Source organism: Nocardia sp. PLKS1-43, from assembly GCF_059510335.1.
The window spans coordinates 167,503-191,226 of record NZ_JCAJZQ010000014.1 but is presented as its reverse complement, the minus strand read 5'-3'; the positions used below and the strand labels follow the sequence as shown (position 1 = coordinate 191,226).

General features: G+C 68.3%; 21 protein-coding genes. 12 read left to right on the top strand and 9 right to left on the bottom strand.

Features of this window, described 5'->3' with window-relative positions:
• Positions 1–134: 134 nt before the first annotated feature.
• From AC5WS7_RS34500 to AC5WS7_RS34450, 11 genes are all read left to right on the top strand, one after another.
• Complete coding sequence (locus tag AC5WS7_RS34500; protein ID WP_495958822.1) at positions 135–515, top strand: WXG100 family type VII secretion target; 381 nt, start codon at positions 135–137, stop codon at positions 513–515.
• A gap of 45 nt (positions 516–560) precedes the next feature.
• Positions 561–851 (top strand): WXG100 family type VII secretion target, encoded by a 291-nt coding sequence (locus AC5WS7_RS34495; RefSeq protein WP_495958821.1) that lies wholly within the window; start codon positions 561–563, stop codon positions 849–851.
• 5 nt (positions 852–856) lie between these two features.
• Complete coding sequence (locus AC5WS7_RS34490) at positions 857–1,762, top strand: ESX secretion-associated protein EspG (protein ID WP_495958820.1); 906 nt, start codon at positions 857–859, stop codon at positions 1,760–1,762.
• Between the two features lie 31 nt (positions 1,763–1,793).
• Positions 1,794–3,383, top strand: coding sequence for a MinD/ParA family ATP-binding protein (locus AC5WS7_RS34485; RefSeq protein WP_495958819.1), 1,590 nt, complete (start codon positions 1,794–1,796; stop codon positions 3,381–3,383).
• The gene (gene eccD, locus AC5WS7_RS34480) at positions 3,380–4,909 is read left to right on the top strand and encodes a type VII secretion integral membrane protein EccD (protein ID WP_495958818.1); all 1,530 of its coding nucleotides are present in this window, start codon (positions 3,380–3,382) and stop codon (positions 4,907–4,909) included. Before AC5WS7_RS34485 ends, eccD begins: the two co-directional genes overlap by 4 nt.
• Positions 4,909–6,261 (top strand): type VII secretion-associated serine protease mycosin, encoded by a 1,353-nt coding sequence (gene mycP, locus AC5WS7_RS34475; protein ID WP_495958817.1) that lies wholly within the window; start codon positions 4,909–4,911, stop codon positions 6,259–6,261. The genes eccD and mycP overlap by 1 nt, the downstream gene beginning before the upstream one ends.
• Positions 6,258–8,003 (top strand): type VII secretion protein EccE, encoded by a 1,746-nt coding sequence (gene eccE, locus AC5WS7_RS34470; protein WP_495958816.1) that lies wholly within the window; start codon positions 6,258–6,260, stop codon positions 8,001–8,003. The genes mycP and eccE overlap by 4 nt, the downstream gene beginning before the upstream one ends.
• 113 nt (positions 8,004–8,116) lie before the next feature.
• Positions 8,117–8,356 (top strand): helix-turn-helix domain-containing protein, encoded by a 240-nt coding sequence (locus AC5WS7_RS34465; RefSeq protein ID WP_495958815.1) that lies wholly within the window; start codon positions 8,117–8,119, stop codon positions 8,354–8,356.
• Between the two features lie 69 nt (positions 8,357–8,425).
• On the top strand, positions 8,426–9,511 hold the full coding sequence (locus AC5WS7_RS34460) for a discoidin domain-containing protein (protein ID WP_495958814.1): 1,086 nt from the start codon (positions 8,426–8,428) through the stop codon (positions 9,509–9,511).
• Entirely contained in the window at positions 9,508–10,254 is a 747-nt protein-coding gene (locus AC5WS7_RS34455; protein WP_495958813.1) for a hypothetical protein, read from the top strand. Before AC5WS7_RS34460 ends, AC5WS7_RS34455 begins: the two co-directional genes overlap by 4 nt.
• Positions 10,255–10,385: 131 nt before the next feature.
• Positions 10,386–15,251: an NAD-glutamate dehydrogenase gene (locus tag AC5WS7_RS34450; RefSeq protein WP_495958812.1), complete on the top strand. Its 4,866-nt coding sequence runs from the start codon at positions 10,386–10,388 to the stop codon at positions 15,249–15,251.
• A 415-nt stretch (positions 15,252–15,666) separates the two neighbouring features.
• Here the strand turns inward: AC5WS7_RS34450 and AC5WS7_RS34445 are convergent, their stop codons facing one another.
• The 6 genes from AC5WS7_RS34445 to AC5WS7_RS34420 form a co-directional block, all read right to left on the bottom strand.
• Positions 15,667–16,713: an SPFH domain-containing protein gene (locus AC5WS7_RS34445; RefSeq protein ID WP_495958811.1), complete on the bottom strand. Its 1,047-nt coding sequence runs from the start codon at positions 16,711–16,713 to the stop codon at positions 15,667–15,669.
• A 20-nt stretch (positions 16,714–16,733) separates the two neighbouring features.
• Positions 16,734–17,096 (bottom strand): DUF1707 domain-containing protein, encoded by a 363-nt coding sequence (locus AC5WS7_RS34440; protein WP_495958851.1) that lies wholly within the window; start codon positions 17,094–17,096, stop codon positions 16,734–16,736.
• Positions 17,097–17,186: 90 nt separating this feature from the next.
• Positions 17,187–17,825, bottom strand: coding sequence for a lipoyl(octanoyl) transferase LipB (gene lipB, locus AC5WS7_RS34435; RefSeq protein ID WP_495958810.1), 639 nt, complete (start codon positions 17,823–17,825; stop codon positions 17,187–17,189).
• Between the two features lie 70 nt (positions 17,826–17,895).
• Positions 17,896–18,246 carry a DoxX family protein gene (locus tag AC5WS7_RS34430; RefSeq protein ID WP_495958809.1) on the bottom strand — a complete coding sequence of 117 codons (351 nt, stop codon included), beginning with the start codon at positions 18,244–18,246 and terminating at the stop codon, positions 17,896–17,898.
• Between the two features lie 283 nt (positions 18,247–18,529).
• On the bottom strand, positions 18,530–19,030 hold the full coding sequence (locus tag AC5WS7_RS34425; RefSeq protein ID WP_495958808.1) for a type II toxin-antitoxin system VapC family toxin: 501 nt from the start codon (positions 19,028–19,030) through the stop codon (positions 18,530–18,532).
• Positions 19,031–19,035: 5 nt separating this feature from the next.
• The gene (locus AC5WS7_RS34420) at positions 19,036–19,284 is read right to left on the bottom strand and encodes a ribbon-helix-helix protein, CopG family (RefSeq protein ID WP_495958807.1); all 249 of its coding nucleotides are present in this window, start codon (positions 19,282–19,284) and stop codon (positions 19,036–19,038) included.
• A gap of 169 nt (positions 19,285–19,453) precedes the next feature.
• Here AC5WS7_RS34420 and AC5WS7_RS34415 point away from each other — a divergent pair, with 169 nt between their 5' ends.
• Positions 19,454–19,966, top strand: coding sequence for a mycothiol transferase (locus tag AC5WS7_RS34415; RefSeq protein WP_495958806.1), 513 nt, complete (start codon positions 19,454–19,456; stop codon positions 19,964–19,966).
• Here AC5WS7_RS34415 and AC5WS7_RS34410 read toward each other — a convergent pair.
• The 3 genes from AC5WS7_RS34410 to AC5WS7_RS34400 form a co-directional block, all read right to left on the bottom strand.
• A complete protein-coding gene (locus AC5WS7_RS34410) occupies positions 19,947–21,209 on the bottom strand; it encodes a DUF475 domain-containing protein (RefSeq protein ID WP_495958805.1) in 1,263 nt (420 codons plus the stop codon). The genes AC5WS7_RS34415 and AC5WS7_RS34410 overlap by 20 nt on opposite strands.
• A gap of 251 nt (positions 21,210–21,460) precedes the next feature.
• Positions 21,461–23,074, bottom strand: a complete 1,614-nt coding sequence (locus tag AC5WS7_RS34405; protein ID WP_495958804.1) for a DUF885 domain-containing protein — start codon at positions 23,072–23,074, stop codon at positions 21,461–21,463.
• 74 nt (positions 23,075–23,148) lie between these two features.
• Positions 23,149–23,667 (bottom strand): aggregation-promoting factor C-terminal-like domain-containing protein, encoded by a 519-nt coding sequence (locus AC5WS7_RS34400; RefSeq protein WP_495958803.1) that lies wholly within the window; start codon positions 23,665–23,667, stop codon positions 23,149–23,151.
• Between the last annotated feature and the right edge of the window lie 57 nt (positions 23,668–23,724).

The following is a 23,724-nucleotide window of genomic DNA, read 5'->3' as shown; positions in this document are numbered from 1 at the left end:
TTCGCCGCGGGCGCCGCGATATTGACGCCTGCGAATAGTCAGCTGTCGGAGAACCGGATGACGGATTTCCGATAATTCGCACCGGACGGCATTTCCGTTCCGTGACGATTCGAACCTCCCGAAAGGATTCAGAAATGGCGAACACTCTCGCCGACGTCCCCGGCATTCAGCAGGCCGCCAACCAGACCGCCTACCGGCACGGTGAGCTCAAGGCGCACCTCAACGGTCTGACCGGATGCCATTCCGATCTCATCACCGCATATCAGGGCCAGACCGGTGACGCCATCAACAGCACGCTGGACGACACGATCACCAAGGGCAACAACCTCGCGCAGTCGCTGCAGGCCGTCATCGACGCCATGAACGCCGCGCACGTGAAATTCAGCTCCAGTGACGAGGAGCAGAAGGGCCTGGTCGCCGGTGCTCACGAGGACTTCAGCGCGGGCGACCACACGGCGCTCGGCGAGGTCACGGGACCGGTGGTGGATGCCCCCAAGGCCGATCTGAACTTCTGATCGACGGCACCGAACCATCCAACCTCACGCAGAAAGTGTAGAAAAATGCCGGCAGGACATATTTCCGTCAACTATGGTCTGGTGGATTCCACCACGGACCGCATCAAGGCCATTTCCGGGCAGATGGAGTCGAACTTCGCCGACCTGTCCAATCTGGTCAATCAGGTGAGTCATATCTTCCAGGGTCAGGCCGGTACCACGTACCACACGACCGCGACTCAGCTGAACAAGAATCTCAGCATCTACAAATCCAGCCTGGACCGGTTGAACACCGCGGTCATGACCGCGCGGCACCACATCCAGGGCACCGACCACGCCGCGGCGCAGGGCTTCTAGCGTCGATGCGTACCCCGTCCGCGCCGACGTCCCGGGCGATTCACAACGGAGTCGCCGGGGACGACTCGGGCCGCACCGGCGACGAGCCGGACCCGGTCTCGATCGAGCTCAACGTGGACGCCGCGTTGTTGCTCAAGGATCTGGTCGGCATCGATCACTACCCGCCGGTGTTGGCCCTGCTGCCGAACATCTACCGGATCGCTGACCGCGATCGGGTGCGTGCGGCCGTCGCCGCGGAACTCACCGAGGTCGGCGTGCTCGTGGACGGGGCGGTGCATCCCGTGGTGGGGCATTGGTTGCAGTGCCTGTACCGGCCCGATGTGGAACTCGTCGTCCGGATCATCGATACCGGTCTGGACGGCGAACCACGTGCGATGCTGCGGCTGTCGCTGGTGCGTGCGGGCGATTCACACGTCCTGGCGGTCCGCAACGACGACCACATCGTGATTCAGTCGGTATTCCTGGAGGGAGAACAGCTGGACACCGTGGCCGCGGTACTGTCCGCGGCCCTGGGCCCCGGCCGGGCCCTGCAGTTCGAACCGGTGACCGCGACGCGCGACCAGGTCGACGAACTGCCGGACGAATCCGACGAGCGGCGACGGGCGTTCGCCGAACTGGGCGCCGCGCCGCACACCGCCGGAGTGCTGAGCCGGGTGCTGAGCGAGGTGGTCCGGCGGGCCGAAGTGCTGATGATCGAGCATCACGACGGCGAACGCCGGTTGCCCGAGGTCTGCCTCAGCGTGCTGGACACCCTGTCGGGGCGGATCGTGGTAACTCCCCGGCTCACCCTCGAGGGCCGGATCTGCTCCACCTACGCCCCGGGCGACGATGCGGCGTTGCGCGCGGGCATCGCGGCCCTGGCCGAACTGCTGCCCGGCAGGAGCTGGTTCACCACCAGCCGGACCGGGTGATCCCGGGCGAGTTTTCGAAAGGATGAGGGCAATGGACCGAGCACCGGACAACAACGGGCACACGGCCGGATCAGTGCGTGCCCGCGGCGGGTACGACGCCTATTTCGCGCCGCAGCCCGGGACCGGCGAAGTCGCCGTCGCCGAGGCATCGCCGTCGGACGGTCGCTCGGACCCCGCGTACACCCCCGCGCCGCCGTCGCAGGCGGCCGCACCGTCCGTCGGGACGCCGGGCACGGTGTCCTGGCCCCCGTCGGCCCCGGCCGCCGAACCGAGTGCGGCGACGCGTCCCCACGCCGACGGACCCGCCGGGGCCTCGTCCGGGGGGACCGTCTCGGCGGGGCCTGCGGGAAGCGGGACAGCCGCGTCGAGCGGCGGCGTCGCGGACAATGGCGGCGTCGACAGCGGCGTCTCGTACGGCCCGCCGGTCTCCTATCAGCAGCCCGCCGCAGTGCCCCGGCCTCAGGCGGTATCGGATCGTTCGGTTGCCGCGCGTCCGGCCGCCTCGTCCGCGCAAACCCAGTCCGCGCAGTCCCAGTCCGCCGCGCCCGCACAGTCCCAGGCCGGGGCAGTGCAGTCCGCGTCGGCGAGTCGCGTCCCGGACCGGATCGAACGGTCGCCGGCCGATCGGGCGCACTACGACTCCGCGCTCGCGGAGGTGCCGCGGCCAAGCCTGACCTCCCTGGATCTGCTCGCCGAGATCGCGGCCAGCAGACGGGCACAACTGCGCTCGTCCAGCGGGATGCGCGGTGCGCTGAACAAGGTCGGCTTCAATCTCGGGCTCTCACCGGCAGAACAGCGCACCGAGGACCGCCGCGGCCGGATCCGCCGCCAGCTGACCTCGCCGTATCAGATCGCGGTGCTCAGTGTGAAGGGCGGCGTCGGCCGCACCACCGTCACCGCGACGCTCGGTTCAACCTTCGCGAGCCTGCGTCCCGATCGCGTGATCGCTGTCGACGCCAACCCCGACTTCGGCGAACTGCCCGCCCGCACCAGCCGGCACGCCTACGGCTTGACCCTGCGGGATATGGTCCGCACCTCGAATCTCGAATCCTTCGCCGCGGTGCACTCGTTCACCTCTATCAACTCCGCGGACCTGTCGGTGCTCGCCTCCCCGTGGAACACGGAGGCCACCGAGGCTCTGTCCGGCCGGGAATACGCCGCGGCCATCGATGTACTGCGGCGGCACTACAACCTCGTCCTGGTCGACTGCGGAACCGGGGTGCTGGACTCGGTGACGGGGAGCGTGCTACAGACCAGCGACGCGGTCGTGGTGGTGACCCCGGCTACCGTCGGCGGGGTCAAAGGCGCGGTGGCCACCTTGAACTGGCTGGCCTCACACGGGCTGCAACACCTGATCGCCAGTTCCGTCGTATCGATCGTGCATCACCAGCCGGCCAAACCCACGGTGGATGTGGCAAATATCGAGAAACTGTTCGCGACCGCGCAACGGCCCACCTTCGTCATGCCCTACGACGAGCATCTGGCCGAGGGCGGCGAGATCGATCTGCGCCTGCTCGAGAAGGAGACCGCACTGTCGTTCGAGGATCTGGCGGCTGCGCTTGCGGATGACTTCCCGGGCCAGGTCGGCGGTGCTTCGCGAGATCACGGAGGATGGCGATGAGTTCGGCGGTCGCCCCGGCCCCCGCACCGGCCGCGGCGGCGCCGGCCGAGGTGGCCCGCGCCCGGATCGCGGTGATGGTGGCCACCTATCAGGTCGACGTCGTCGTCCCGACGAAGTTCACCATCGAAACCTTCATCGACGATCTGCTGGGCGTGCTGGCCACCGCGATCGACGACGAAGAGGTCGACTTCACCCCGCCCAGCGGGCAGTGGAGTCTGGCCCGGCCCGGTGACCACCCGATCCCGCGCTGGCGCAGCCTGGCCGATCATGATGTGGTCGACGGTACGGTCCTGATGCTCGCGCCGGTCGATTCGGCCGAGGTGTTCACCCCAGTCGTGGAGGACATCACCGATGCGCTGGCACTGATCAACGATCGCGAATTCGCCGAATTCGATCCCGATATCGCTGCGGTCGTCGGCCTGATCGCCCTGGGCGTCGGCGCGGTGGCCGTGGCGGCGATGCTGTCCTGGTCGTGGATGCGCACCGGCTCGATCGGATGGTGCGGTGTGCCGGCGCTCGTGCTGGGGCTGCTGTGCTGGTGCGGTGCGGTGGCGGTACGACGTCGCGCGTCGGCGCCGCGGATCGGTTTCGGATTGGCGATGTCCGCCCTGCCGCTGCTGTTCGCGGGCGGGGCGATGCTGGTGCCGCCGGCCTTCGGACGGCCCGGACCGTTCGCCGCGGCGAATCTGGCGGCCGGTGCGGTGGTCGTGGTCGCCGGGGCCGCGGTGATGCTGCGGCTGACACGAGTCGGCGCGGCGAGTTTGACCGCGGTGCTGATCCTGGGCGTCGCGGTGACCGCGAGCATTCTGCCGGCGGCCTATCTGGACATCTCGGTGCGTCAGGTAGCCGCGGGTGCGGCGTTCGTCGGCGTGCTGCTGCTGGCCGGTGCGCCGCGGCTGGCGGTGGTGGCCGCCCGCATCCGGCCCCCCGATCTGCCGGACCCCGGTAACGAGGTCTCTCCGGCCACGCTGACCGATATCTTCGACGCCGAGACCGCCCGCGCGGAGACCTCCGAGCACGATCCGGCCGACCCGGACGAGAATCAGCCCGCTCAGATGGGTATCGAGGCCCGCGCACGGCTCGCGGTGACGACGTTGCGCGGCCTGGTCGTCGCGGGTGCCGGACTGCTCTCGGTCGCCACGGTGGTCTCGGCCGCGGCGAGTCCGGGCGGCGTGCGCGAGATCGTGCTGGCCGCCGCCGTCACCGGCATGCTCGTGATGCGCTCGCGCTGGCATCCGGATCGGGTGCAGGCGGTCTCGCTCGTCATCGCGGCGGGGGTGACCGTGGCCGGTACGGGATTCGTGCTGGTGGACACCTATGCGTCGGCTCCGGCTCGGCTGGCGGTGGCGCTGGTCGTCGCCGCGGCGACAGTCGCCGGCTGTGTCGCCGCGGCGCAGCTGCCCGGGCGACGGCTGTCTCCGGTCGCCCGACGCGTCATCGACCTGGTGGAGTACGCGCTGATCCTGGTCGTGCCCGTGCTCACCTTCTGGATCATGGGCGTCTACACCGCCGCGCGGAGGATCTGATGAGGCGTGCGGGCCTCTTGGTCGCCGCACTGGCCGTGCTGCTGCCGGGCACGCTGGCCCCCGCCGCGGCGATCGCACCGCCGGTGGTGGTGATCGGCGCGGCGCCGCCGGACGGGCAGCCTGGACCGGAGACGCCGATGAAACAGGACAAGGGCTGTCTGAGCGCGGGTCTGCTCCCGCACAGCGACGTCTCGCAGGCGCCGCCCCCGGAGATGGCCCTGGACCTGCCGAAAGCCCGTGCGCTCAGCCGCGGCGCCGGGGTCACCGTCGCGGTCGTCGATACCGGCGTCGCGCCGGACGCCCGGCTGCCCGATCTGGTCGGCGGCGGCGACTACGTCCAGGCGGGCGGCGACGGGCTGTCCGATTGCGATGCGCACGGCACGCTGGTCGCGGGGATCATCGCGGCCGCGGCCGATCCCGGCGACAAGTTCCTGGGCGTCGCTCCGGCGGCGCGGATTCTGTCCATCCGGTACTACTCGGCCGCGTTCACCCCGCAGCAGGTCGCCTCGTTCGACCCGAATCAGGAGACCAACCGCCAGGTCCGGAATCTGGCCCGGGCGATAACGCACGCGGCGAATCTGGGTGCGGGCGTCATCGTGGTGTCGCTGCCCATCTGCATCGCCGCCGACGCCGGAGTGGATCAGTCGATGCTGTCCGCGGCAATCGGTTATGCGGTGCATGTGCGCGGCGCGCTGATCGTGGCCGGCGCGGGCACCACCGGCTCGCTGAACTGCGAGCAGAACCCGGGTATCACGCCGGGCAATCCGCGCGACCTGATGGATTGGACCTATGTGAAGACGATCTCGACGCCGGGCTGGTTCAGCCCGGACGTGCTGACCGTGGGTTTCACAACCGCGGGCGGCGCGCAGATGTCGAGTTCGCTGCTGGGCCCGTGGATTTCGGTCGCCGGGCCCGGCACCGGGATCGAATCGATCGGTCCGGGCAGCAGCAGTCTGGTTAACGGGATCGGCTCGCCCGGCAAACTCGAGGCGGTGGGCGGGTCTTCGTTCGCCGCGGCATACGTCGCCGGTGCGGCGGCCCTGCTGCGGTCGAAGTTCCCGAATGAATCCCCGGCCCAGATCAGCGCGCGCCTGGCGGCCAGCGCGCACGAGCCTGCCCGGGGGGTGGACGATTCGGTCGGGGCCGGGCTGATCGATCCCGCGGCGGCCCTCGGCTACGCGACGGCTCCGAAACCGCCCACACAGCTGTACCGGACGTCGGCGCTGACGGTGCCGCGGCCGCGGCCGGTCGATCACCGGCCGGCCATCGTGGCCACCTGCGTCATGTTCGCGGTGGTGGTGCTGGGCGTGGGCGCGACCGGTGTGGACGCGATGCTGCGGAGGCGCCGGTGAGTGCACCGCGAATCGGGGTCGGGGGTGTCGAGCGGGGACCGTTCGCGGTGCTGGTCATCGCGGGCGGGCCGGCGCTGGTGGGACTGTTTGCCCAGGCCCCGATCTGGGTCGGCGCGACCGTCGTGGTCGTGCTGCTGGCCTCGGTGACGGTCCGGATCGCGCAGCGCACGGCCGTGCGCTGGCTGCTGGACTGGTCCGCCTACCGGCTCGGATATCAGATGCGCGCCGCGGAACGCGTGCGCCCGCTCGACCTCCTGGACGTCCAGGTGGCCGCCGGGGTGTGCGGTGTGCACGAGCAGGGCACGACGCTGGTCGCGATGATCCAGCTCGCGCCGAACCTGGATCTGCCCACGGTCATCGCCGAGCAGACGATCTACACCGAGGACACCATCCCGGTCGACGCGCTGCTGCCGATGCGCGATCAGTACGGCATCACCGTGGACATCGATATCGTCACCACCGGCCAGCGGGTGCGTCCGGGCGGCAGTTACAGCATGCTGTACGACCAGTTGATCGGCTCACATCCGGTGGTCGGCAATCGGATGTCGTGGCTGGTGGTGCGCTTGGATCAGGAACGGAATCTGGCGGCGCTCGCGCGCCGGGGACCGTGCGCGGTCGCCGCGCCGAGGGCGCTGGCCAGTGCGGTGCACCGGATCGCGATGCGGTTGCGGGAACACGGCGTCAACGCGCACCCGCTCCCCGCGGACGCGCTGTGGGAGGCGAACCGGCTGCTGCACGCCGGAGTGGAGTTGTCCGATCTGCGGGAGAAGTGGAGTCATCTGGAATCCTCGGTCCCCGGACGCAGCGTCACCAGCTTCCTGATCGATTGGACCCGGCTCGGCGGCGTCGGGCTGGACGACTGCTGGTCCTGGAACCGGGGCCGGACCACCGTCGTGGTGAGCCTGGCCGGCGGCGCGGTCGGCGCGCGCGGCCTGGTCCGGTACGTCGGCTCGGCGGTGCCGTCCGCTCCGGTGGACTACCTGCTTCCGCTGGGCGGGCGGCAGTCGGCGGCGCTGCTGGCATCGCTGCCGACCGGAACCTCGACGCGCGATATCGCGGCCACCGAATCCGGTGTCGACGTCGCGCAGGACGAGGCGTTGTCCGGCCTGACCGTGGCCATCGGCCCGAACGGGCAGATCCTCGGCGCGATCAGCGGGCAGCCGCGGCACACCCTGGCACTGCCGCTGTTCGACCCGTCGCGCTACAACCCGCAGCGCCGGACCGTCGACGTGCGAGCCGATCTGCCGATCGCACAGCAGCTGGTCCTGCGGGCGATGGTGGTGGGCGCGGACGTCGAAGTGCATTCCTCCCGCCCGCAACGCTGGTCGCAGCTGGTTTCGGAGGTGGGCGATCCCACCTCGCTGCGGCTGGTGCCCGACGATCCGGCCGGTGCGGCCGAGCCGGACGCCGCGACCGGTCCCGCGGCCACGGTCGCGGTATTCGACCGGGTTCCGCTGCGCGCCTCGTCCGCGCACACCACAGTGACGATCGGTGAGCGTGACGAGCCGCGTCGGTCGACGGCGGACCTGGCCATCGATCAGGTCGGCGCGACGGCCCTGGATGTGAGCATTCCGATGCGCACGGTGCGGGTGGAGTTGATCGAACCACGAGGGGAGATGCGATATCTCGATTACCCTGATCCGGTCGCCGATCACCCAGCGTTCGCCCCGGCGGGCAATGAATCAGGGGAAACAAGCGCAATATTCGAAAGTCGTTCGATGGAAACAGAGGTGAGACGCTGATGTTGGCCGGTGTGGTAACGGAATCGCAGTCGGATGGCGGCGTGTTTCAGGAATCGGAAAGCCGGGAGGCGCTCACTCCGCGACAGTCGGCGGCCGCGATATTCTCGCGGCGATTGTCCGATCTGATCGCCGAATCCGTGGTCTCGACCGAGGACGGATCGACCCGGTCGCTCACGCTGTACTCGCTGGCACAGCATCTGGAATTGGCATATCCGGATGTGCCCGTATCGCAGTCGGGGCTTTATCGCCTCATCCACGGTGAAGCAATTCCCCGGCTCGATCTGATCATCGCGCTCGCGCGGGTATTCGATGTGCCGCCGGAATATTTCGTCACCGCGGAGGGTGAGCGCTGATCCCGGTATTCCCGGTGCCGGGAACACTGCCGGAACGGTAATTCCGGAAATCTGGATACGATCCCGGATATGTCCGCCGAGGATCCGGGAGACGTCTTCGTCCGCCATCGCGGCGCGGTGCTCGACGCCTTGCTCGCGCATCCGTCGTTCGGGCAGTCGGCGCAGGCCACGGCTGCCGAGCCGATCGCCGAACCGATCGCCGAGGAGCCCGCGACCAGGGCGGGTGTGATCAGCGCGCCGGACCTGGTGCCCGGGGAATCGCTGATCGAGCCGGATTCCATGCCGACCGGCGACCGGCGTCGCGCCAACGGCACGCCGAAGGCCAGCGACCGGATCATGGCCCTGCTCAACGGCGAGTCGCCCGACGAGTCGCCGGGTATGGAGTTCTCCTCCGAATTCAACGAGATGGCCGCGGGCCGGTTGCGGAACACTTCCGCGCCGTCCGCGGCGACGTCGCAGCCGGGTCCGGAACCCGAATCGGCCTCGGCCTCGGCCGCCCCTCCGGCTACCGGAGCCGCGGCGTCGGCGACGAAGGTGGTCGAGCTGCTGCGCCGCCCCCGGGTGGCGCTGGCGGTGGTGGGCGTGCTCGCGATCGTGCTGGTGTTGATCCTGGTGACCACGGGAGGGCAGAAGTCCTCACCGAATCCGGTCGTGGTGGCCACCCCGGTCGCCGCCGGGCCGGCCTCTCCGGCCAAGACCGACGCCGCCGGAACCTCCGCCACCATTCAGGTGAAATCGGCTGTGGCGCATTGTCCTTCGGGTAGCACCCAGGGCATTGACGCGTTCTCCGGACAACCGGGAAAGGCGTGGTCGTGCGTGCGGGCGTACAAGGTCGACGGGCAGGTGCTGACCATCGACCTGGGCAAGTCGTATCAGGTCGATTCGATCGGCATCGTCCCCGGCTGGGATTCGGCGGGCGCGGACGGTGCGGACCAGTGGAGTAAATACCGCACGGTCAGCCGGGTCTCGTACCAGTTCAACGACAGCAACACCACGACCTACACCCAGCAGACCATGGATCAGCGCAGCCTGGTGGTCACCAAGATCGATCCGCCGGTGAGCGCCTCGAAGATCATCCTGACCGTGCTGGCCTCCAAGGGCGACGCGTCGACCAACACCGTCGCCATCTCATCGATTGTGATCACGGGACATTGAGCACGCCGAGTCTGATCTGCGAGTACTGCGCCCACCACAACACCGGCGCGGATCCCCGTTGCGGGCACTGCGGTGCGCCCTTGCCCGCCCCGGCCGCGCCGGCGCCCGGCCCGCATTCGATCGTGGGCGATACCGCGAAGGCGATGGCCGGCACCGCGCGAATGGCGGTGGATGCCGAGCACATGGTGGCCGCGGCCGGGCCCGCGGTCGCCGCGGCGGAGAAGGGCTTCGTCGCCGAACTCATGGCGCTGGTGCAGCAGTGGCTGTCCCGGACGTCCTGGCGCGTGGCCCTGGTCGGCATCGTGCTGCTGGTCGTGTTGGGCGCGTTGATCATTCGCTCGTGCGCGAACAGCGTGCCGGCGCTGGGCCAGCTCGATGCGGTCGACGCGTTGCCCGCCCTGCTGCGGTCGGCCGCGAACTGTCAGCAGTCCGGCGGTCCGCAGCCGGGTGACGACTGCGTGGTTCAGTCGAGCAATCCGCTGTTGATGGGCAGTATCACCGGCGGTGCGCCGTTGCGGTTCTCGGTGCGGATCCAGCAGCCTGGCCAGATCGCGCAGACTATCGCGGAGTGGCGTGCCGCCGGTCCGGCGGTCTTGGCGGACGGGAACGTCTTCGTGGCGATCGGGCCGTCGTACGCCGCGTGGTATGCCGATACCCGCACCGGATTGCGTATCGAGACAGGCGGTTTCACCGATCGGGCCGCGGCGCGGAGCTTCCTGGTGCGCGCCGGCCTGATTCTCTGACGACATCCGGATGCTGCCTTCCAACGGGTGGGAACAGCTCGCCGCCGACATGATGGCACAATAAATAATGTGCCGTTAAATAGTGGTATATACCTACGGCGGCACGTTCCATCTCCAGGAGGCGCGGAGTGATGACGGCAACCACCCAGCGGACGGTCCGTGTGAGCCGGTTCCGGGACGACCCGACCGATCTCGAGGCGGTGTACTTCCGGTGGATCCAGCCGGGCGCCGCCGCGCCGGCGATCACCGACCGGGCCGAACGGATCTTCCGGCACCACCTCGAACTCGCCGCGCTGCGCCGGCCCGGTATCGCGCTGGCCCGCCTCTATCGGTCCGCGGACGGTACTGAGCTCGGTCCGGCGATCCAGATCGTCAACGACGATATGCCGATGCTGGTCGATACGGTCACCTCGGCGCTGCGGCGCCTGGGTGTCGTCATCGCCGAGGTCGTGCACCCGGTATTCGACGTCGCTCGCGACAGCGCGGGCCGGTTGCAGGGAGTGTGGCCGCGCGAGGCGGAAGGACGGCCGGAGGTGCGCGGCCGAACCACCGCCGAGTCCTGGATCCACGTGCAGTTGAGTCCGGCGACGGACGACCGGTCGGTGGACGGCCTCGAACGGGTACTGCTTGCGCAACTCGGCGAACTGCGCCGGGTGAACGACGACTCCTCGGCGATGCTGGAGCGCATGACCACGGTGGCCGATCGGCTCGACCGAGCGGCGAACTCGGTCGGGGATGCGGTCCCCGGTGAGTACACCCGGCTGCTGCGCTGGCTCGCCGACGGGCACTTCAGCGTCCTCGGGTACGGCTACTACCCCGCGCCGACCGGGTCCGATGCCGAATCGGTCCAGCTCGCCGGCACCGGACTCGGTGTGTTGCGAGACGGGGCCGCAGTTCCCGGCGTGTGCGCAGCGGGCCCGGCGCTGCAGCTGACCGCCGGTTCGGTCGCCTCGGCGTTGCCCGGCGCCGCTGATCTGTGTTTCGTCAGCGTGGCCGATTCGGGTGCGGAACCCGGTTCGAGCGTTGCGGGTACCCATGTATTCGCCGGAACTTTCACCGTCACCGGAACGCACGAGGACATCCTCGACATCCCGGTGATCTCGCGGCGGGTGCACCAGGTCATCGAGTGGGCCGGCCTGGATTTGAGCTCCTTCTCCGGCCGGGCGATGCTCGAGATGCTGCAGACCTTCCCGCGCGTCGAGCTGTTCGCCACCGACGCCCGCCGGTTGTTCGAAACCGTCTCGGCCGTCATGAATGTCGGGCTGCGGCGTCAGGTCCGGTTGTTCCTGCGTCGCGATGACCGCAGCAGTGCCGTGCACTGCCTGGTGTATCTGCCGCGCGACCGGTACTCCACCGAGGTTCGGCTGCGCATGCAGGACGTGCTGGCGGCCGAGTTCGGCGGCGAGCACCTCGCCTACTCCGCGCGTGTCACCGAATCGGACGTTGCCGCAATATATTTCACGGTGCAGCGGGACCACCCCGCCCCGGCGGTCGATCTGTCCGAGACCAACCGCGACCGGATCCAGGAGCTGCTGGTCGCGGCCACCCGGACCTGGGCCGACCGCTTGGTCGCCGCGGCGGCGAGTGCGCCGGAGCTGGACGCGGCCGTGGCGCAGCGCTGCGCGGATGCCTTCCCGCCCAGTTACCAGCAGGAATACGAACCGGTCCGGGCGCTGCGGGATCTGTCGATGCTGACCTCGCTCGCGGACGGTTCGGTCGCGTCGAATCTGTATCGCGATCCCGAATCCCCTTCGGGAGACTGGCGTTTCACGCTGTACGTCGCGGGTTCGGAGGTGTCGCTGAGCCGGGTCCTGCCACTGCTGCACAGTCTCGGCATGGAGGTTCTGGACGAACGCCCGTACCGGATCGAACTGCCCGGCCACACGGGCCGGTGGATCTACGACTTCGGGCTCCGGGCTCCGGCCACGCTGTTGCGCACGGCCACCGATCCGGATCTCGAGCTGGACCTCACTCGCCCGGAGCATTCCGAGGAATCTTCCGAAGGCACTGTGCGCCAGCGTTTCTGCGACGCCGTCGCGGCCATGTGGCTCGGTCGTGCGGAGGTCGACCGGCTCAACGAACTCGTCCTGCGCGCCGGCCTGGACTGGCGCCGGATCGCCGTGCTGCGGGCCTACGCGAAATATCTGCAGCAGGCCGGATTCGCCTACACCTTCGCGAACATCACCCGGGTGCTGCTGAGTCATCCCGCCGCGGCCGGTTGGTTCACCGAATTGTTCTACGCCCGTTTCGATCCCGACGGCGTGCCGGAGACGAGCTCGGCGAGCGCGGAAACGGTGTCGGCACATCTGCGCGATGCCATCGATGCCGTCGTCAGCCTGGACACCGACCGCATTCTGCGAGCGATCCTCGGCCTGATCACGGCGACATTGCGCACCAACTACTTCCGCCTGGACGCGGACGGCCGGCCGCGGCCGCAGCTGTCGTTCAAATTGGATCCGCGACAGATCGCCGAATTGCCCGAGCCGAGGCCGCAGTTCGAGATTTTCGTGTATTCGCCGCGGGTGGAGGGTGTGCATCTGCGGTTCGGTCCGGTGGCGCGTGGTGGGTTGCGGTGGTCGGATCGGTTGGAGGATTTCCGGACCGAGATCTTGGGTTTGGTGAAGGCGCAGGCGGTGAAGAACGCGGTGATCGTGCCGGTGGGCGCCAAGGGTGGTTTCGTGGTCAAGCAGCCGCCCGCCCCGACCGGCGATCCGGCCGCGGATCGGCAGGCCACCCAGGCCGAAGGCATCGCCTGCTATCGGACGTTCATCTCGGGTCTGCTGGATGTGACCGACAACGTGGATCATGCCTCGGGTGCGGTGGTTCCGCCCGAGCGTGTGGTGCGTCGTGATGGTGATGACACGTATTTGGTGGTGGCCGCGGACAAGGGGACCGCGACGTTCTCCGATATCGCGAACGAGGTGGCGCGGTCGTATGGGTTCTGGCTCGGCGACGCGTTCGCTTCCGGCGGATCCACCGGCTACGACCACAAGGCGATGGGCATCACCGCCAAGGGTGCCTGGGAGAGTGTGAAGCGGCATTTCGCCGAGCTTGACATCGACACGCAGACAACGGATTTCACCGTCGTCGGGTTGGGGGATATGTCGGGTGATGTGTTCGGTAACGGGATGTTGCTCTCGCGGCATATTCGTCTGGTGGCCGCGTTCGATCATCGGCATATTTTCTTGGATCCGGATCCGGATGCGGCGGTGTCGTTCGGGGAGCGGGAGCGGATGTTCGCGTTGCCGCGGTCGTCGTGGGCGGATTACGACAGGTCGTTGATCAGTGCGGGCGGCGGCGTCTACGACCGCACCGCCAAGGCGATCCCGGTCACCCCGCAGGTGCGCGCGGCACTCGGGCTCTCCCCGGAGGTGAACTCGCTCTCGCCCGCGGAGATGATCCGGGCGATCCTGCTCGCGCCGGTGGATCTGCTGTGGAACGGTGGAATCGGCACCTACGTCAAAGCATCCACCGAGTCCGACGCCGATGCCGGTGACAAGACCAACGATCCGGTCCGCGTCGACGCGAATCGCTTGCGGGCCAGAGTGGTCGGCGAGGGTGGCAACCTCGGGCTCACCTCGCTCGGGCGGATCGAGTTCTGCCGCAACGGCGGTAAGTGCAATACCGACGCGCTGGACAATTCCGCGGGCGTGGATTGCTCGGACCACGAGGTCAACATCAAGGTGCTGCTGGACGGCCTGGTCACCAGTGGCGACCTGCCGGCGGCCGATCGCAATCCGCTGCTGGCCTCGATGACCGACGAGGTCGCCGAACTCGTGCTGCGGGACAACATCTCGCAGAACTTCTGCATGGGTCTGTCCCGCAGCGACGCACGCTCGATGCTGGAGGTGCACCGCAGGCTGATCGCCGATCTCGAGGCCCGGCACGAACTGGACCGCGCGCTCGAGGCGCTGCCGTCGGACGCCGAACTCAGCGAGCGCGCCGCCCGCGGCGAAGGGCTGACCTCGCCGGAGATCGCGAATCTGCTCGCGCACGTGAAGCTTTCGATCAAACAGGAGCTGCTGGCCGGTGATCTGCCGGACAGTGCGGCCTTCGCCGCCCGCCTGCCGGGATACTTCCCCGAAGCGCTGAGCGAACGATTCGCGGCCGCGATCCGCAGACATCCGCTGCGCCGGGAGATCGTCGCCACGACGGTGGTCAACGAGATGATCGACTACGGCGGCATCTCCTTCGCCTTCCGGCTGGCCGAGGAGGCGGGTGCCGACGCCGCGGATGCCGTGCGCGCCTTCACCACGGCGGTGGAGATCTTCGATCTGCACACGCTCTGGGGGCGCATCCGCACCACGCCGATGCCCGCCGCGGTCCGCGACGAACTGGAGTTGGAGACCGAGCGCACCCTCGATCGCGCGTGCCGCTGGCTGCTGGCCCACCGCCCGCAGCCGATCGCCATCGGCGCGGATATCGCGCGATACCGGGAAGGGGTGCGCACCCTCGCGGTGCCCGCCTGGCAGCCCGGCCCGCTCGCGGCCGATCTGCTGCGCCGCTCGCGCGGGCCGATCGATCGCGGCGCTCCGCGCGATCTGGCCGAGGAGGTGTATCTGCTCATCCACCGGTTCTCGCTGCTGGATGTGCTCGATATCGCCGATATCACCCAGCGCGATCCGCAGGAGGTCGTGGCCCTTTACTACGCCCTGGACGACCGATTCGAGGTCCAGCGCCTGCTCACCGAGGTCGCCGGCCTGGACCGCGGCGACCGCTGGCGCACCCTGGCCCGGCTCGCGGTCCGCGACGATCTGTACGGCTCACTGCGCTCGCTCACGATCGACGTCCTCACCATCACCGAACCCGCCGAGAGCGCGACGGAGAAGATCGCCTACTGGGAGTCCACCAACCGCCCCCGTCTGGCCCGCGCCCGGTCGGCGCTGACGGACATCTTCGCCAGCGACAGCAAGGATCTCGCGACCCTGTCCGTCGCCGCACGCCAATTCCGCGGCCTGGTCGGCACCGGCGAGGCGGGTACAGCCATCCCGGACTGATACCGGCCGTACGATCGGGCCGCGCACCATCCGGGCGCGGTCCGATCGGTCGTGCCGCATGGTTCGGCCGGTCGGACCGTCCCGCGGTCGCCCAGCCTGATTCGGCTTGCAGCGCTGCGGTTTTCGGTTGCCGGGCCGGATTGCCCCGGCCGCGCACGCTACCCGGCGCGGTCGGTTCTGCCGCGCAGGTCAGGGTCGCGCTGCGTGATCCGCTGTTGCGCTGCACCCTTCGGTCGATAGGGCCCGGCTTGCTCGCGACGAGCGGGATACGCGGTGCGGTCGTGTGTGCGACGGAACCGATTGCCGGGCAGCGGGCGCGGGTCGTTCGAGTCGACCGGTTGGATTTTCCGCATGGTCCGGCCTGTCAGGCCGCACGATCCGCGGCGCAGCGGTGTTTTCGGCTGCAGGCTGGGGGTCAGCGTCCGGTGGCCACGCCGCAGGAGCTGCAGAATTTGGCCGACGGCGCCAGTTCGTGTCCACAGGCCGTGCAGTGGTGTGGCTCAGGCGATTTCAGGTTTTCGCCACAGTTCGCGCAGAATCGCCCGCCAGCCGGGTTGGGGGTGTTGCAGGCCGGGCAGATGGGCATGGCCGCGGGCTGCGCCAGCGCGGGAGCCGGGGGAGCGGCGGTGTGCTGCTGAATCGCGTTGAGTCCCAGGGCCGCTCCCAGGAAGCCCGCGCCACCGCCCGCGCCGTGGGCGAGTCCGTGGCCCGCGTCCAGCGCCAATTCGCCTGCCGCGTAACGCTGGAAGTCACCGGTGAGGCGGATGTAGGTCATATCCTTGGCGAGCCGTTTGAGCCGCTCGGCATCTTCGGGAGCGAGGGTGACGTCGAAGTTGCCCATCCGCGGTATGCGCAGACCGTATTCGTAGAGCGTGGTGTTGGTCTGGTGCAATACCGCCGACTCGATGGCATGCAGATGCGCGGGCAGTCCCAGAATCGGCCATTCGCCCCCGGAAATCCCTTGTGTGATGGTCACTTTCATGGATTTCAGGAGCAGTTCGGAGCACCAGTTCCGCACTGCGGCGGGATCGGCGAGATCGGTCGTTCCGGCCAATGAGGTGATCAGCTGCCCGGGTTCGCGCACCGACAGCGCGAATTCGCCGAAAGCGCGCAACGTCACCACCTGCTCACTGGCCGGGTCGACGATATCGGCCAGTCGGCCACCGAATTTGACCCCCGGAAACTCTCGGGTGGAGACGAAATACAGTTCGGCGCGATAGAAGTTGCCGCCGGTCACCGAGTCGACCAGCGCGCCCAGCACCGGCAGTTCGTCGGCGTCGACCCGGTGCCGTCCGGGCCCCATGGTGGCGACCACCTGCCCGGACTTGACGAACAACGCCATCTCGTCGGCGTTGACCACGGCCCGGGAGTAGCGGCGGATGCTGACGTCCGGCCACTTGTAGACCAGCTGGTTCTTGCGGGCCTCGGGAACGGCGATGAACTCCCTGTCGAACCACGCCATATCAGTACTTCCTCAGCGAATCAGGCCGTCCGGCGCGCGATGATGCCTCGCGCACCGAGGATTACGGCCGGAACGGCCGGAATCAGCAACAGCCACAACCAGTTTCCGGCCAGCACGCTCATGCCGACCGCGATCAGAACGACGAGCGCGGACAGCACGGCGATCGGAGTCAGCGGGCGGGCGGGCGGTTCGGTCGAGGGCCTGGGCGCCTGTCCCGGCAGGTCGGCGAGCAGACCGGCCAACTCGGCCGTGCTGGTGGCCGCCGTGGCGCGCGTGGTGAGTTCCTCGAATTCGGCCGGGCTCAGCCGCCCGACGCTCAGATGATGGGCGAGTTCATGCAGTGCGCGCTCGCGTTCAGTGGTGCTGAGGCGGGCGTACGGCATGTCATCCACACTGAGCAGGATAAGTCCGCGTACAGGCACCGGCCGCGGGCGCGAATCACCACCAGCGGGAAGTCTTCGCCGTGACGAAGCTCAGAGTTGGGCCTCGAACACCTCGGCGACGACCGGGCGTACCCGGTCCATCGTCCCGGCGCCGGATTCGCGGTGCACCGAGGTCATGTCGACCTCGGGCAGACCGCAGGCCACCGCCCACTGCCAGGGTTCCAGGTCACCGTCGACGTTCAGAGCGAAGCCGTGGCTGGTGACCCCGCGGCTCTGGCGCATGCCGATCGAGACGATCTTGCGCCCCGTCGCACTGGTCCACACCCCGGTCAGCAGTTCCGAGCCGGGCGGGGTGTCGCGGCGTTCGGCCCGGATGCCGAGTCGATCGAGGGCCTCGATGAGCCGAAACTCGACCTCGCGGATGTAATCCACCACGCCCTCGCCCGCACCCAGCTTCACGATCAGGTATCCGACGAGCTGGCCGGGGCCGTGGTAGGTCAGCTGCCCGCCGCGCGTCGTCTCCACCACCGGAATGTGGTGGGCGGGATCGGGCAGATGCTCGTGCGGAGTGCGCCGGCCGATGGTGTACACCTGCGGATGACTCAACAGCCACAGGGTGTCCGGCCGCTCGTCGCGCTGCCGTTGTTCGACCATCTCCGCCATCCGTTCCATGGCCTTGTCGTACTCGACGAGATCGTCCTGGATGAGCGTCAACGGCCTGGACTTCATGTCGTACATTCTGCCCGGCTGTCCTGCCTCGGGGCCGCTGACCCCCGGAGGTGATCCCCGGGACGCGTCGTCACGCGGCGGCGAGTTGCAGGACGAGAGCGGCCGCGACGGGGATCAGGTACAGGACCGGATACGGGGTGGTCCGGTACGAGCGCGCCCGCAAGGTCGTCGCGACCGCGCCCAGAAAGTACAGGATCAACCCGATCGCCGCGGCGACGCCGATCGCGGGAACGAAGATCCCGACGACCAACCCCACCGCACCCGCCCCCTTCGCCGCCGCCAGCCAGTTCCACCACGTCCGCGGCACCCCGTAGGCCACCAGCGAGTCGACCACGAACGCCTTCCGAGCGAACAGCGAGTAGCTGGAGAACCCGACCCACAGGGCTGTGACGACAGCGACGATGTAATAAGCGATTGTCATGATTCGTCTCCTTCCACGGGATCCGCACCGTGTATGCCGGATAGACGAAGTGGTGATCGCGAGTGTGACAGGACACGCGAGCACACGATTCAAAATCCATGCACGCCGGCGAGTACGGCTGGTACGCCCCGCTCGGTCCCTGAGCCGGGCATGCTGGATGCGGGAGAGTCAGTGAGCTTGTCGCGCACACCACCGTCCGGCGTGGCACAGTTCGGGTCGGACCGCACTGACCGCACCCGGCTGGACGCTCTGCTCTCCCTGAACACGCCTTCGACGCCGCTGGCTACCGAGCGCCCCGGTCGGTCGGAACCTTCTCTCCCCCTGCCGACCTGAGGACGCGGTGGTTGTCCGTCGGTTGGAGATCGTCGGGCAGCAGGCGGAACGCGGCATGACCAGTGAGCGGGGTAACCGCGCGGAAATCGCGTCGATCGAGCGTCAAAACCTCTGCGGTTTCATATCGCTCGGCCAATGAGACATTGGTGGCGTCGGTGAGATCCAGGTGCAAATCCATGTACCGGTTCTGCACCTTCCGCGCGACCCGCAAGAGGTCCGCCGAGACCGAGGGCACCTCGATGCGACCGGTGCGCTCCTGCGCCAACAACCAATCATTGACCGCATAAGCAGCTTGGCGGTTGAGATTACGGGTGGTGATGTGCTCGATCTCCAACAGGACGAGCGGAGAGACGATGGTCAGAGCCGCCTGCTGAAGCGCGGAGCGCGCGTCGAGATGCTCGGGATTCGCCGAGTTGAAAGCGGCAACCAGACCTGAGGTGTCGCCGATCACGATCATCAAGCATCGGCTTCGGTGTTGGTGATCGCATCTCGCACAGCGTTGTCGATCTCATCCGCTGTCACCGCGTGCCCGTAGTCGAGAACGGGGATATCCCACGCCTCATCCCATCGGCGCGTTCGGATCGCGGCCAGATGAAAAGCTTCACGAAAGTACTCGGACTCCGGCCGCCCTTCGCGCGCTGCGGCCCTCTTCACCAATTCGAGGTCAGCCTCATCGACCATGACCGTCGTCTTCTTCAAAGCCATAAGGTTATGGTACCCGCGCCATAACTTGCGCGGCCCTGTGCGTGGTCATTCACGGCTGCGGCGAACTCCGGCCGATCGGCCAGGGATCAGTAGCGCTCGTTCATAACCATCGCGTACGGCGTACGGTCGGTCCGTGCGAGTTTCCTCGAGTGGGGAAGGAGTTCGAGAGATGACGACCAGTGCCGAGGTCCTGATCGACGGGTACGAGCGGGTGCGGGAGGTTGTGCACGAGGCGGTGGACGGGCTCGAGGCGGCGGCGTTGAACTTCCGGGTCGACCCGGGCGCCAACTCGATCGCCTGGCTCGTCTGGCATCTGACCCGGGTACAGGACGATCACATCGCCGATGTGGCCGGGCAGGAGCAGGTGTGGACCGGGCGCGGGTGGTTCGAGCGGTTCGCGCTGCCGATCGACCCGGCTGACACGGGATACGGCCATTCCGCCGACGATGTCGCGGAAATACAGGCACCGGCCGAATTGCTCACCGGCTACTACGACGCGGTCCACGAGCAGACGTTGCGTTATGTGCGCGGGTTGACCGATGCGGATCTGTCCCGGGTGGTGGACACCCGGTGGGATCCGCCGGTCACCCTGAGCGTGCGGCTGGTCAGCGTGATCTCCGACGATCTGCAGCACGCCGGGCAGGCCGCCTACCTGCGCGGGGTCATTGCGCGGACGAGTTAGGCAGCGCCTCGCGGGAACGGCCGAACCCGTTGGCGGAAGGCGGGTTCGGCACCTTCTGCAGCAGTTCGGGTCCGTATAGGCGCAGTGCCGCGTCGCCGCCCTCGTAGTTCTGGTCCGCGGCCGGGGGTTCCGGGGAGGCGGCTGGGTCGTCCTCCTCGGGCTCGCGTTCGGCTGCCTGCGCATGTGTGGTCTGGCCGCGATGCCTGCGGGTGTACATCCAGCTGCACAGGACCGCGAGGAAGATGATCGCCACGCCGATCAGGCCCGTGGTGACCTCGTCGATGGCGTGTCCGGTGGACCACAGCAGGATCACCGCGAGCGCGCCGATGGCCCAGTGCGCGCCGTGTTCGAGGTAGACGTAATCCGCCAGGGTGCCCTTGCGCACCAGGTAGACGGTGATCGACCGGACGAACATCGCGCCGATCAGCCCCAGTCCGAGCGCGATGATGATCGGATCCGCGGTGATCGCGAACGCCCCGATCACACCGTCGAAGGAGAACGAGGCGTCCAGCACCTCCAGGTACAGGAAGCCGAAGAAGGCCGCCCGGCCGGTCGCGACCACGGCGCGCGAAGGCCCGGCGTGTTCGGTGTCGAACTGCGCGCCGAGGCCGTCGACGAGCAGATACGTCACGATGCCCAGCACACCGGCGACCATCACCACGGTGGCCTGGCCGTCGGGGGTGACCACGCCCGCGATCAGCACCAGCACGACGAGCGAGGTCACCACGGGGAACATGGCGAACCGGCCCAGCCGGGCCAGCGGACGTTCGATCCAGCTCAGCCAGGTGGTCTCGCGCTCCGCGCAGACGAAGTTGAGGAAAAGCAGCAGCAGGAACATCCCGCCGAAGGCGGCGATCTTGGGATTGGCCTCGTTCAACAGGGTTTCATAGCTGGGCGTCCCGTCGGGGAAGTAGTGCGCACCGCCCGGCGGCGGATTCAGCGCCAGATGCAACGCCTGGATCGGATCGAGATGGGCCCCGATCGCGACCACGATGAGCGGGAACAGCAACCGCATCCCGAAGACCGCGATCACCACGCCGACGGTCAGGAACATCCGTTGCCAGAACACGCTCATGCGTTGCAGCACACCGGCATTCACCACGGCGTTGTCGAAGGACAGCGATACTTCGAGTACGCCGAGCACCGCCGCGGCCACGAGAGCCTGCGGACCGCCGTAGATCAGCGCTGTAACGAGCGCTGCGATCGCGACGATGAACGATGGAGCGAACACTCGCAAAAACATGACGACGCGCCTTTCGTCAGCCCTGGCCTGAGCCCGCGGCGTGCTCATTCGATGGATGACGCGCACCTGTGCGGCGATCGTTACCCTGAACACGATTGTGACAGTTCTTGCGCGGGTACGACAATCGGTGCGCGCTCCGAAACCGGTCTTCGCAGGTGCAACGGGTGCGAAATGCCTGCTGGCGGGGCGTCGGCCTTCGTCCGGTATGTCCGGATCGGGCGGCGGGAGAGATAACTCACGCCCGCGAGCGGTCAGCCGGGCGTGATCAGCTCCGCCAGATGGCGTGGCGCGGGTGATCCGTGCGCGAGCATGGCATCGTGCCACTCCCGCACGCTGGTGCCCGCCGGACGCGCAGCCGCGATCGAGGCGACCTCGGTGTAGCCGACGAAGTAGGTGGACAGCTGGGCCGAACTCAGCTGAGCGCGACGCCATTTGCCCGCCGCCTCGCCCTCCTCCTGGAATCCGCGCCGCCGCATCAGCTCCATCGCCTCGGCCTCGGACATGTCCGCGCAGTGCACGCCCTGATCCAGGATCGCGTTGATGGTCATCCGCAGATGGGATTTGAGCTGCTGCAACCGGACCGGCAGGCCGCCGAATCCTCGCTCGGACATCAGCTGTTCGGCGTAGACGGCCCAGCCCTCGATGAAAGTGCCGCTGGCGCACAGTCCGCGCGCGGCGGTGGACCCGCGGAACCGGCGCGCGTGGGCCAATTGCAGATAGTGGCCCGGCATCGCCTCGTGCACGGTGAGATTGCGCAGCATGTGGTCGTTGTATTCGCGATAGAACGAGGCGACCCGCTCGGCGGTCCAGTCCCGCGGTGTCGGCGAGATCGCGAAAAAGGTGGGCGCGCCTTCGATTTCGAGCGCACCGGGGGAATCACAGTAGGCCACGGCGACCCCGCGGGCGAACTCCGGCATCTCCTGCACGATCAGTGGATCGTCGATCAGGGTCACCAGATCTTCTGCGGCGGTGAAGGTTTCGGCCTCCTCCAGAGCCGCGGTCGCGGTGGCCAGGACGGTCTCGTCGGTGGGGTGATCGACGGCCAGATGCTGTAGCGCGGCGCGCACGGTCTCGTCGGTGGGATCGCCGACTCCGAGGAGTTCACCTGCGGTGCTCCGGATCTCGTCCATCAGGTGGTCCAGGTGCCGGTGGGCGCGATCGATCACCTGCGCGGCGCTGAGCTCGGTGTCCAGGGTGTGCCAGAGCGTGGCCTCCCAGAGCCGCCGCCCCAGGCGCGGGTCGCGCTCGGACCGGTCGAGCCGGTCGGTGAGCCAGCCGGTGAATTCGGTGAGTGCGGCCGTGGCCGCTTCGGCGGCCGCGGCGATCCGGGCACCGGGCACCTGCGCGGCCAAGGCGGGGGCCTGTTCCCGGATCAGCGCGGAGACACCCGTGAACTGCGCGATCGCGGTCTCGACGTGAATTCTCGGGCAGTCCCGCAGCACGGCGCGGGCGGTCGCCAGCGCATCGGGCAGTGCGGTGAGCCGGGCGGTGAGCAGTTCCAGGCGATGCTCCGGCGGCGCGAACGGCCGTGCCAGCAGGCCGTGCAGCAGCGGTCCGGGGTTGTGCACCAACGGATTCCACTCGTGCTCGCGCAATTCCCCGAGAGTGAAGATCCGCCGGTCCACTTCCTGTTGCAACAGGGCGTGGTCCACCCGGTCGGATGCGCCGAGATCATCGGCGTCCACTTCGGCCAGGACATGCGAGGCCTCGCGCAGCAGCGCGATCTGCGCGCGCACCGCCTCCGGCGACAGATCGGGCAGCCGATCATCGACCCGGTGGTCGCCGACGTACAGGGCGGTCACCGGATCGGCCTGGAGTATCGCATCGATGATCCGCCCGGCCCGCGCCACGAAGCTCTCGGTCATGCGGCCACGCTACCCGGCGGCGGCCGCGCGCTACGGCGTGCGCGGCGATGCGAGCCGGTGTGCGCGCCGGCCGTTCAATACCAGTGATGGGCCTGCCAGAACGCCCACGCGCCGTCCGGGCCGCCGTACCGCTCGCACATGTAGGTGTAGGCCCAGCGGATCTGGGTCGCGGGGTTGAACGCCCAGTCCGCGCCGAACGGGGCCATCTTCTCCGGGGGCAGCGCCTGCCCGAGGCCGTATGCGCCCGACTTCGGGTTGATCGCGAAGACGTTCCACGAACTCTCGTTGGTGATGACGCTGTCGAAGGACGGAAATTGGGTGGGCGGCACGATGATCCGGGCCAGTGTGCGCGGCGCGAAACCCATCACCGGCATCACCAGGCTCAGGCCCATACCCGCCAGATTCGGCCCGATGGCCGATGATCCGGCCGCCGACGAACCGCCTGCCGAGGACCCTGCCGCCGAGGATCCGGCCGACGCCGAACCCGAGGCCGGACTCGCGGCGTCATCACAGAGGGTGTGGCAGTCCGCGCGGGCGAGCGGCGCTTGCCAGAGTGTCGCGACGCCGATCGAAACGATTGCGGCGCAGAGCAATACGGCAACGGTTCTGCCGAGTCGAGAACAACGCTGTTTCGACATTTCGGAGCCTTC